8 protein-coding genes are annotated in these 9,494 nt (G+C 76.1%); 5 read left to right on the top strand and 3 right to left on the bottom strand.

Features of this window, described 5'->3' with window-relative positions; all coding sequences use genetic code 11:
• Positions 1–154: 154 nt before the first annotated feature.
• Positions 155–1,696: a vWA domain-containing protein gene (locus PV341_RS40820; RefSeq protein WP_500360470.1), complete on the top strand. Its 1,542-nt coding sequence runs from the start codon at positions 155–157 to the stop codon at positions 1,694–1,696.
• Positions 1,697–1,714: 18 nt separating this feature from the next.
• On the top strand, positions 1,715–2,227 hold the full coding sequence (locus PV341_RS40815; RefSeq protein ID WP_500322695.1) for a pyridoxamine 5'-phosphate oxidase family protein: 513 nt from the start codon (positions 1,715–1,717) through the stop codon (positions 2,225–2,227).
• 78 nt (positions 2,228–2,305) lie between these two features.
• Here PV341_RS40815 and PV341_RS40810 read toward each other — a convergent pair whose 3' ends face one another.
• The gene (locus PV341_RS40810; protein ID WP_500360472.1) at positions 2,306–3,505 is read right to left on the bottom strand and encodes a DUF2786 domain-containing protein; all 1,200 of its coding nucleotides are present in this window, start codon (positions 3,503–3,505) and stop codon (positions 2,306–2,308) included.
• A 573-nt stretch (positions 3,506–4,078) separates the two neighbouring features.
• Positions 4,079–4,828, bottom strand: coding sequence for a hypothetical protein (locus PV341_RS40805; RefSeq protein ID WP_500360469.1), 750 nt, complete (start codon positions 4,826–4,828; stop codon positions 4,079–4,081).
• A 112-nt stretch (positions 4,829–4,940) separates the two neighbouring features.
• Here PV341_RS40805 and mptB point away from each other — a divergent pair, with 112 nt between their 5' ends.
• Genes mptB through PV341_RS40790 form a run of 3 tightly spaced genes read left to right on the top strand, consistent with a single transcriptional unit; the run spans position 4,941 to position 8,687 of the window.
• Entirely contained in the window at positions 4,941–6,254 is a 1,314-nt protein-coding gene (gene mptB, locus PV341_RS40800) for a polyprenol phosphomannose-dependent alpha 1,6 mannosyltransferase MptB (RefSeq protein ID WP_500322763.1), read from the top strand.
• Positions 6,251–7,411 (top strand): glycosyltransferase family 87 protein, encoded by a 1,161-nt coding sequence (locus tag PV341_RS40795; protein ID WP_500360467.1) that lies wholly within the window; start codon positions 6,251–6,253, stop codon positions 7,409–7,411. Before mptB ends, PV341_RS40795 begins: the two co-directional genes overlap by 4 nt.
• 46 nt (positions 7,412–7,457) lie before the next feature.
• The gene (locus PV341_RS40790) at positions 7,458–8,687 is read left to right on the top strand and encodes a S8 family peptidase (RefSeq protein WP_500360465.1); all 1,230 of its coding nucleotides are present in this window, start codon (positions 7,458–7,460) and stop codon (positions 8,685–8,687) included.
• 28 nt (positions 8,688–8,715) lie between these two features.
• On the opposite strand, the gene PV341_RS40785 is transcribed toward PV341_RS40790, so the two are convergent.
• Positions 8,716–9,150: a GNAT family N-acetyltransferase gene (locus PV341_RS40785; RefSeq protein ID WP_500322687.1), complete on the bottom strand. Its 435-nt coding sequence runs from the start codon at positions 9,148–9,150 to the stop codon at positions 8,716–8,718.
• Between the last annotated feature and the right edge of the window lie 344 nt (positions 9,151–9,494).

Raw genomic sequence — 9,494 nt, 5'->3', positions numbered from 1 at the left:
CCCGCCGGCCGCGCCCGCCAAGCGGCCCCGGGCGAAGCGGCGTTGCCCGACTGAGATCCATCCGCAACGGCCCCGATGCCACCCGCCCGCCCCCTCCTGCGTCACAGTCGCAGAAGGCGCAGGGGGCGCCCCCGGGGGGAAGCAGGTGACGGTGATGCGGCGGATCACGGCGGCGGTGCTGACGGCGGTGGCGGCGGGAGCGGTCCTGACGGGTTGCGGCGCGAACACCGACCGGGGCCACGCCGGTGACACGCGGCGGCCCGGACCGGTACGGGGCGCGGACGGCGCCCCCAAGGACGGCGGCTCCGAGTGGAACGGGCAGGGCACGGAGGAGGACCGGGGCCCGGAGCGGGCGCCCGACGCGTCACAGCTGTCGACCTTCGCGCTGGACGTCGACACCGCCTCGTACGGCTACGCCAAGCGGCGGCTCGACGAGGGTTCGCTGCCCTCCCCCGCGGACGTGCGCCACGAGGAGTTCGTCAACAGCTTCCGCCAGGACTACCCCGCCCCCGAGGGCGACGGCTTCTCCGTCACCGTCGACGGCGCCCGCATCGGCGACGAGGAGGGCTGGTCCCTCCTGCGGGTCGGCCTCGCCACCCGCCCCGCCGACGAGGGGAACCGGCCGCCGGCCGTGCTCACCTTCGTCGTGGACGTCTCCGGCTCCATGGGCGATCCGGGCCGGCTGGACCTCGTCCAGAAGGCGCTCCGCGCCGCGGTCGGCGAGCTGCGGGACGACGACTCCCTCGCCGTCGTGACCTTCAGCGACCGCGCGCGGGTCGCCCTGCCGGCGACCCGGCTCGGCGCCGGAGGCGCCCGGCAGCGCGCCCTGTCCGTCGTCGACCGCCTCGCGCCGGAGGACTCCACCAACCTGGAGGCGGGCCTGCGCACCGGCTACGACGTGGCCCTGGAGAGCGCCCGGCGCGGGGCCACCAACCGGGTCGTCCTGCTCTCCGACGCCCTCGCCAACACCGGGCAGACCGACCCCGACGCCCTGCTGGAACGGATCGACCGGGCCCGCTCACAGCACGGCGTCGCCCTGTTCGGGGTCGGCGTCGGCAGCGAGTACGGCGACGAACTGATGGAGCGGCTGGTCGACAGGGGCGACGGCCACACCTCGTACGTCTCCACCCCGGCCGAGGCCCGCGCCCTGTTCGTGGACCAGCTGCCCGTCAACATCGGCCTGCGCGCCCGCGACGCCAAGGCCCAGGTCTCCTTCGACCCGAACACCGTCGAGCGCTACCGCCTGATCGGCTTCGAGGACCGCGCCGTCGCCGACGAGGACTTCCGCGACGACCGCGTCGACGGCGGCGAGGTCGGCCCCGGCCACACCGTCACCGCGCTCTACGCCGTACGCCTGAAGGCGGGCGCCCGCGGCCACGTCGCCACCGCGACCGTGCGCTGGCTCGACCCGCACGACCGCACCCCGCACGAGGCGTCGGGCGCCGTCGAGGCGGACCGGCTGGCCGGCCGGCTGTGGGACTCCGGCACCTCGCCGCGGCTCCGGGTGGACGCGGTGGCCGCCTACTTCGCCGACGCGCTGCGCACCTACGACACCGGCGACGAGCAGCTGCCCGGCGCCCCCGGCCTCGCCCGGCTCGGCGACCGCGCGCACGCCCTGGCGGCGACCACCGAGGACCCGGCGGTACGCGACCTGGCGGAAGCCGTGGACAGCGCGTACGCGCTGCGCGCGGGCTGATGGAGTATCAGTGAACCCATGACAGAAGAGAAGGAACCCGAGCCCCGGCTCGACGCCCGCTTCAGCAGCGCCGGCGCGGCCCCCACCACCTGGCACGACGCCCGCGGGCACCTGGCCGGAGCCGAGATCTACTGGCTGACCACCGTCCGTCCCGACGGCCGCCCCCACGTCACCCCGCTCATCGGGGTCTGGCTGGACGACGCCCTGCACTTCTGCACCGGCGCCGACGAGCGCAAGGCCAAGAACCTCGCCCGCAACGGCCGGGTCGTCCTCACCACCGGCAACAACGCGCTCGGCGAGGGCCTGGACGTGGTGCTCGAGGGCAAGGCGGCCCGCGTGCGCAGCGAGAACCAGCTGCACCGGATCGCCGCGGCGTACGAGACCAAGTACGGCTCCGGATGGCACTTCGACGTGGGCGACCAGGTCCTCGTCGGCGACGGCCACGAGGCCCTGGTGTACGAGGTGGAGCCCACCACCGCCTTCGCGTACGCCCGCGGCACCACCTACAGCCAGACCCGGTGGCTGTTCTAGGCGTACGCGGCCGGGACGTGCCGCGGGCCGTGCCGGATCGCCGGAGCGGGCGGGTGCCCCGGGGCGCAGGCCGTTCCCTCACCCCCGGGAACCCGGGGACGGACCCGGGCCCCGGCCGCGCTCCCGTCCCGGTCCGGCGCCGGCCGGGCCGTGGAAGGCGGCGCGGTCGGCGGCGGCGGTACCGCGTTCCCAGCCCTCGCGGTCACGGCCCCTGAGCCGCTGCGTGCGGGTCTCGGGGAACATCGCGTCCGCGGCGCGGCCGACGGCGACCTCGCGCGCCGCCAGCACGGGGAGCACCTCCCTGGACCCGCCCGCCTCCGCGGCTTCCTCCGTCGCGTCACGGGCGGCGGCGGCCAGGCGCTCGCCGATCCGGCCCGCGTAGGCGATGAGGAAGGACTCGCGGAAGTCCCGCGACAGGTCCCCGCCCCTGGCGCCGCCCCTGCCGCCCCTGCGTCCCGGGCGACGCGTGGCCGGCCCCGGGGCGCCGCCGCCGCGCATGGCCGCCTCGGCCTGCACCAGCAGCGAGGTGTACAGCACCTCCACGGCCTCCAGGTCGGCCTCCCAGCCCACGACGGTCGAGAAGCCGAACTCCGCCGACCACACGGCACGGCAGCGGTTCGCCGCCGCGACCGCGTCCAGCAGCAGCGCCTTCGGCGCCTCGTACGGACGCTCCACGCCGATCCGCCGCGCGCCGGGACCGCCGCCGCCCGGCGCCTTGCCCGCGACCAGCGCCTCGTCCACGCTGTGCCGTGCCATCAGGTGTTGGGCCTTCGCGCTCAGCGCCTCCGCCTCCTCGGGGAAGGCCGTGGACTCCGCCTTCGCCAGCAGCGCCCTGATCCGCCGCAGCATCGGATGCCCCGCACCGCCCGCAGCGGGCGCGGCCGGTGCCGGCGGCGTGATCCCGGGCAGCCGCCCCAGCAGGCGGACGAGCTCCAGCACGGCCGTCGCCACCGTGAAGCGGTCCAGCCGCTCGGCCGCCCCGTACGCCGTCAGGAGGCCCGCCGGGTCAGCGCCCCCGTCGGCGGTCAGACGCCCGGCGAGCCGCACGTGCTCCGGGCGCAGTTCGCGGCGCACCATCCGCAGCAGGTCGGCGTCCTCCCAGCCGCGCGCCCGGCAGCCCCGCAGCAGCCCGCCCACCGCGGTCGCCACCGCCCGGCCGACCTCGTCCCACCCGGCCTCCGCCGCCGCCATCGCCGACGCCCCGGCGTCCAGCGCCGTCTCGACGTCCCCCTCCGGCGCCCCCAGGACACCGGCGAACGCCGCCTCGACCACCGTCATCGCATCTCGCACGCGGTTCAGGATCGCACCGACACGCCGCGCACGGAGCACGGTGCCCGCCCGCCCCGACGGGCCGGGCCGGGGTACGGAGCCGAGAACGCCGACGGTGGGCGTGCGGGCCGGGACGTCCGCACGACCGGGTTCCACGCCGACGTCATGGCCGAGCCCGCGCCTGCGGTCGCCGGATTCAGCCCGGTAGCCATCGCCCTGCCCGGCCACGGCCGCCATGGCCGAGCCCGCACCTGCGGTCGCCGGATTCGGCCCGGTAGCCATCGCCCTGCCCGGCCACGGCCGCGTCCCGGCTCCCGGGGACCTGCCGATCAGGAACCGCGCCCGCCTCGTGGAACGGCTCGCCGCCGACACGGGCTGCGACGTCGTCGTCGTCCGCAGCCTGCCGGCTCGCCCGGCTGCGCGCCGTCGGCGTCCGCGCGGTCGTCTCGGCGGGACCGCCGACGACATCGGCCTCACCGACCGGGAACGGCTCGACCTCGGCACCTGCACCGCGCCGGGTACGGCTTCCTCTTCGAACGACCCGGCCGCGCCGCGGAGATCATCGCGGCACCGCCGCCGGGATCAGCCGGCCGCGCCGCCCCGCTCCACCAGGACCGGCCACAGGCGCTCCGCCAGCACCGGGTCGGTGCGGGCCACTTCACGCCCCAGGGCGGACGCGGCCGCGGCGAGCGCGCGGCGCAGTTCCGCCGGCTCCGCCGAGCGCACCAGCGTGGCGTGCAGCGGCCCCGTGACCTCGTCCGGCAGCAGGTGGGCGCCCTTGGCGTAGGCCGCGGGGTGCCCAAGGCGCAGGCAGGCGAGGGCGATGACCTGGGTGCGCACCGCGCCGATCCAGTGCTCGGCCTGCCACAGCCGGCCCCGCTCGATGCTCGCCGCGGCGTGCAGGACGTGGTGCCAGCCGAGTCCCGCCGGCGTCCCCGGGTCGGCCGGCGCCGCCTCCGGCGCCCGGCCCGCGGAGCCGAACACCGTCCGCCACTGCGGCCCCCGGGGTCCGAACTGCTCCTCCGGCGTGAACGCCAGGTCCGCCTCCAGCGCCCCCGGCAGCAGGAACACCCGGTAGACGGTCGCGCCCGCCGGCAGGTCCCAGTGGTGCAGCGCCCCGAACCCGGGCCCGTACAGCCACGCCGTCCAGCGGGCCAGCGCCGCGCCCACCTCGCCCCGCACCCCGAGCACCAGGTCGACGTCGGACCACCGGTCGCCGCCGCCCGGGACCGCGAGCGAACCGGTGAGCGCGGCCCCGGTGACGTCCGGGTCGTCCGCGGCGAGACCGAGCAACCGGGCCCGTACGCGGTCGCGTTCCCCGGGTGTGAACATGCCCTCACCGTAGCGAAGCGGGCGCCGCGCGTCCGGGCCGGTCATCCGCCGGTCGCCCGCCGGTCGTCCGGCGGACATCCGGTGATGGGAACGTGCGGGCGTGACTCGCACGATGGCTCTCGGGCTGGCCGGTACCGCCGCGCTGGCGATCGGCGGCATGGCCGCGGGGGCGCTGCCGGTACGGGACGGGATCGCGCTGCCGCAGGGGCAGGCGGCGGCCGGACTGCTGGTGGCGTACTTCGGCCTCGGGCTGCTCGTCGCGGCGTGGTGGCAGCTCGGCCGGCTGGTGCGCGGGCCCCGGCCCCCGTCGATACGCGCGCTGCTGACGACGTTCGCCGTGTGGGCGGCACCGCTGCTGCTGGCCCCGCCGCTGTTCAGCAGGGACGTCTACAGCTACCTGGCGCAGGGCACGATGGTGAACGCGGGCATCGACGCCTACACGCACGGGCCGGGCGTGCTGGGAGGTACGGCGGCGGCCGAGGTGCCGGCGATCTGGCGGAACAGCCCCGCGCCGTACGGGCCGGCGTTCCTGGCGCTGGCGCGCTTCGGGGCGCACGCCGGGGTCGCCGGGATGCGGGCGCTGGCCTTGCTGGGGGTGGCCCTGCTGGCCACGCTGCTGCCGCGGCTCGCCCGGCGCTGCGGCGCGGACCCGGCCGCGGCCGTGTGGCTGGGGGCGCTCAACCCGCTGGTGCTGCTGCACCTGGTGGCGGGGGCGCACAACGACGCCGTGATGCTCGGCCTGCTCGGCGCGGGCCTGGGCGCGGCACTCGCCCGGCGCCCGGTCGTGGCCGCCGCGCTGGTCACCCTGGCCGCCCTGGTCAAGGCGCCCGCGGCGCTCGGACTGCTGGTCGTGGCCAGCCTGTGGGCCGAACACCTGGAGGGCCGCCGGCGCCTGGCGCGCGCCGGAGCGGCCACGGCGGCGGTCGCCGGCGCGGCCACCGTGGCGGTCACCGCCGTCACCGGCGTCGGCTACGGCTGGATCGGCGCGCTGACCACGCCCGCCTCCGCCTCCAACTGGTCCCTGGTCAACGTCCTGGGGCGGTTCGCCGGCACCCCGGACGTCTGGCGGCTGCTCGGCATGGCCGCGGCCGCGCTCGTCATCGCCGCCGTGTGGCTGTACCGCGAGCGGCTCGGGCCGGTGTACGCCCTGGGGATCAGCCTGCTCGCGGTGGCACTGCTGGGCCCGGCGATCCGCCCCTGGTACCTGCTGTGGGGGCTCGTGCCGCTCGCCGTGGCCGCACCCGACGGCCGGGTGCGGCGGATCGCCGCGCTCGCCAGCGCGGTGCTGGCGCTCGTGGTGCTGCCCAGCGGGCTCGCCGCGACGCCCCGTCAGATCGCCCTGGCGGCCGCGGGTGCGGCCCTCGCGCTGCTCCCGCTCGCCGCGCTGCGGCTGGTCCGGCTCGTACGTCCTGCGCTCGCCTCATGAGGCGGATCGTGACGGCGGCCGCCGCCGTGGTCGCGACCGCGCTCTTCCTGGCCACCGTGCCGCTGCACCGGCACTGGTTCGACCTCGGCGTGTACTGGGGCACCGTCAACGCCTGGACGCACGACGGCGTCGGCGTCTACGACTACCTCAGTCCCGGGACGACGTACGGCTTCACCTACCCGCCGTTCGCCGCGCTGTGCATGCTGCCGCTGGCCCTGGTGAGCTGGCCCGCGGCCGTCGTCTGCGCGGCCGCGATCAACATCTGCGCCGCGGCGGCCGTCCTGTGGTGGACGGTGTGGCCGATCGTGCGCCGCGAGGGCTGGACCCCCTGGTACGCGATGGTGCTGGCCGTGTGCCTGATGGCGCTCCTGGAGCCGGTCCACGACACCTTCACCTTCGGGCAGGTCAACCTGGTCCTGCTCGCCCTGGTGCTCGCCGACACCGAACTGCTGCGCCGCGGCAGCCGCTGGGCCGGGTGCGCGATCGGCCTCGCCGCCGCCGTGAAGCTGACGCCCGCGCTGTTCGTCGGGTGGCTGCTGCTCGCCGGGCACCGCCGCGCCGGCCTCACCGCGGCCGCCACCGCGACCGGGGCGACCCTGCTGGCGGCGCTGGCCGCGCCCGGCGCGTCCCGCGACTTCTGGACCCGGGCGATGTGGGACACCGACCGCGTCGGCTCGCTGTCGTACGCCTCGAACCAGTCGCTGCGCGGCACCTTCGCCCGGCTCGACGCACCCACGTGGGTGTGGGCGGTGGCCGTGGTCGCGGTGCTGGCGGTGTGGGCGTACAAGGTGCGCCGGACCGGCGTCACGACGGGCGTCGCCCTCACGGGGGTGACGGCCTGCCTGGTCAGCCCGGTGACCTGGGTGCACCACCTGGTGTGGCTGGTCCCGGCGTTGGCGGCGCTGGCCGGCGAGGCGCTGCGGGTACGGACCCGGGGCCCGACGGTCGCGGCGGTCGGCAGCTACGTCCTGCTCTGCAGCAGTGTCGTGTGGCTGTGGCGGGGCGACCCCGGCACGGGCGGCCTGGGCACCCTCGTGGGCGGCAGCGCCTACGTGTGGATCGGCCTGGGGCTGCTCGTCGCGCCCCGGCCCGGATGGCGTAGCAGGGCGCGCCCGCGTCCGATCCTGGCTGACAGGGTGGGGGAGAGGGCCGGCTGACGGCCCGTCGGCCGAGCTGTCCGCCGAGTCCCGAGGAGATCGACACATGCGTGTGTCCCTGCGCCGGACGTTCGCCGCGCTGCTGATGACCGTCGTCCCCGCGCTGGCCGCCCTCCCCGCGCCGGTGCCCGCACAGGCGCGCTCCTCCGTCGCCCTGGCACCCCTGCTCGGCGTCGGGGCGCCGAACTCCATCCCCGGCCGCTACATCGTCACCCTGGCCCCGGACAGCGACCCCTCCGCCGTGGCGAGCGCGGCCGGGATCACCCCGGCCCACGTGTACGACAGCGTGATGCGGGGCTTCGCCGCCCCGCTCACCGGCAGGCAACTGGCCCGCGTACGGGCCCTGCCCTCGGTGCGCGGCGTCGAGCAGGACACCACGGTCACCCTGCCCGCGGAGGACCGGATCCCGGTGTCGACCAGCCGCCGGATGCCGGGCAGCCCGCCCCCCACCGACGGCACCGGCCGGTTCTGGGGCCTGGAGCGCGTGAGCAACCGCGCCCCGGCCACGCACGGCTTCACCGTCCGCGCGACCGGCGCGAAGGTCACCGCGTACATCATCGACAGCGGGATCGACTTCGCCCACCCGGAGTTCGGCGGCCGCGCCAAGCCCGGCATCGACGAGATGGACGACGGCCGGAACGCCGCGGACTGCGCGGGCCACGGCACGCACGTCGCCGGCACGGTCGGCGGTGAGCACACCGGGGTCGCCCGGGCGGTCTCGCTGGTCTCCGTACGCGTGCTGGACTGCGAGGCGCGCGGCCCCAACTCCGGCATCATCGCCGGGATCAACTGGGTCGCCCGGCACGCGGTGAAGCCCGCCGTGGCCAACATCTCGCTGGGCGGCCTCTACTCCCCGACGATGAACGAGACCCTGGACGCGCTGGCCCGGGCCGGGGTCTTCCCGGTCGTCGCGGCCGGCAACGACGACGTCAGCTCCTGCGTCATCTCCCCGGCGAGCGCCACGGAGTCCTTCACCGTCGCCGCGACCGACCGGGCCGACCACCGGGCGGCGTTCAGCAACTTCGGCAGCTGCGTCAACCTGAACGCGCCCGGTGTCGACATCGCCTCCGCCTTCCCCGGCGGGCTCTACGCGATCATGAGCGGCACGTCGATGGCGGCCCCCCACGTCACCGGCATCGCCGCGCTCTACAAGGACACCTACGGGGACGCCGGCTTCGAGGTGCTGAAGAAGTGGCTCCTCGACCACGCCACCCGGACCGCGGTCCCCGAACCGTGGGGCACCCCGCAGCTGGTGGCCTTCACCGGGGACCTCTGAACGGCCCCGCCGTCCCGCGCCGCGCCCGTCAGGTGAGTTCGCGCGCGAGGTGCAGCGCCGTGATCGCCATACGGCGGGCGTGGAAGAAGCGGTGCGCCCCGTGGTTGGCCACGCCCGCGTCCAGCTCCAGCCGCTCGCAGCCCGCCGCCCGGGCCCTGGCCTCCACCTCCGCCAGCAACCGCGTGCCCACCCCCGCGCCACGCGCGTCCAGCACCGTGACCAGGTCGTCGACCAGCAGCAACCGCCCCCTGCTGGTGGTCAGCACCCGGTGCGTCGCCACCCCCAGGTAACGCTCCCGCTCGTCCAGGGCCGCCGTGAAGACCACCCCCTGGTCATGCGCCTCGGCGGCGAAGGCCGCGAAACCGTCGGCGGTCAGAGCCGGTCGCAACGCCCTGATCAGCGGCCCGACTTCAGCGGTCATGGCCGGTTCACCAGACTTCACGTCCACGAACGTCAGTTCCATGGCGTGATCCTAGGAGGCGCCGGCGCCCGCCGCGCTCCCGTACGGATCAAGTCGCGTTGGCGTTCAGCGGAGTTGCGGTCCGGGCCGGCCGGAGAACGAGGCACGGTAGCCGGTTGAGCCACCCGTGACGCGGGAATCCTCAACGCCACGGTGGCGAATGTCCCGGTCTGGTAAGAAACGACCGTGGATCATCGCGTCTCGAGCGATGGTCCCGGGCTCACACGCTGGGAGAGATCGACATGTTGAAGCCCACTTGTTCCTGCGACAAGCACCCGGCCGACGGGGAGCCCCCGGCCGGGTGCTTGTCGCAGGAACAAGTGGGCTTCAACATGTCGATCTCTCCC

Source organism: Streptomyces sp. PA03-1a, assembly GCF_033792805.1.
Lineage (GTDB): Bacteria > Actinomycetota > Actinomycetes > Streptomycetales > Streptomycetaceae > Actinacidiphila.
The sequence above is the reverse complement of the archived record's forward strand: the minus strand, read 5'-3'. Positions and strand labels throughout refer to the sequence as shown.

Bases quoted from the DNA above. Each gene is read 5' to 3' on its own strand.
- PV341_RS40820 (WP_500360470.1), top strand. From the start codon at position 155: ATGCGGCGGATCACGGCGGCGGTGCTGACGGCGGTGGCGGCGGGAGCG.
- PV341_RS40815 (WP_500322695.1), top strand. From the start codon at position 1,715: ATGACAGAAGAGAAGGAACCCGAGCCCCGGCTCGACGCCCGCTTCAGC.
- PV341_RS40810 (WP_500360472.1), bottom strand. From the start codon at position 3,505: ATGACGGTGGTCGAGGCGGCGTTCGCCGGTGTCCTGGGGGCGCCGGAG.
- PV341_RS40805 (WP_500360469.1), bottom strand. From the start codon at position 4,828: ATGTTCACACCCGGGGAACGCGACCGCGTACGGGCCCGGTTGCTCGGT.
- mptB (WP_500322763.1), top strand. From the start codon at position 4,941: ATGGCTCTCGGGCTGGCCGGTACCGCCGCGCTGGCGATCGGCGGCATG.
- PV341_RS40795 (WP_500360467.1), top strand. From the start codon at position 6,251: ATGAGGCGGATCGTGACGGCGGCCGCCGCCGTGGTCGCGACCGCGCTC.
- PV341_RS40790 (WP_500360465.1), top strand. From the start codon at position 7,458: ATGCGTGTGTCCCTGCGCCGGACGTTCGCCGCGCTGCTGATGACCGTC.
- PV341_RS40785 (WP_500322687.1), bottom strand. From the start codon at position 9,150: ATGGAACTGACGTTCGTGGACGTGAAGTCTGGTGAACCGGCCATGACC.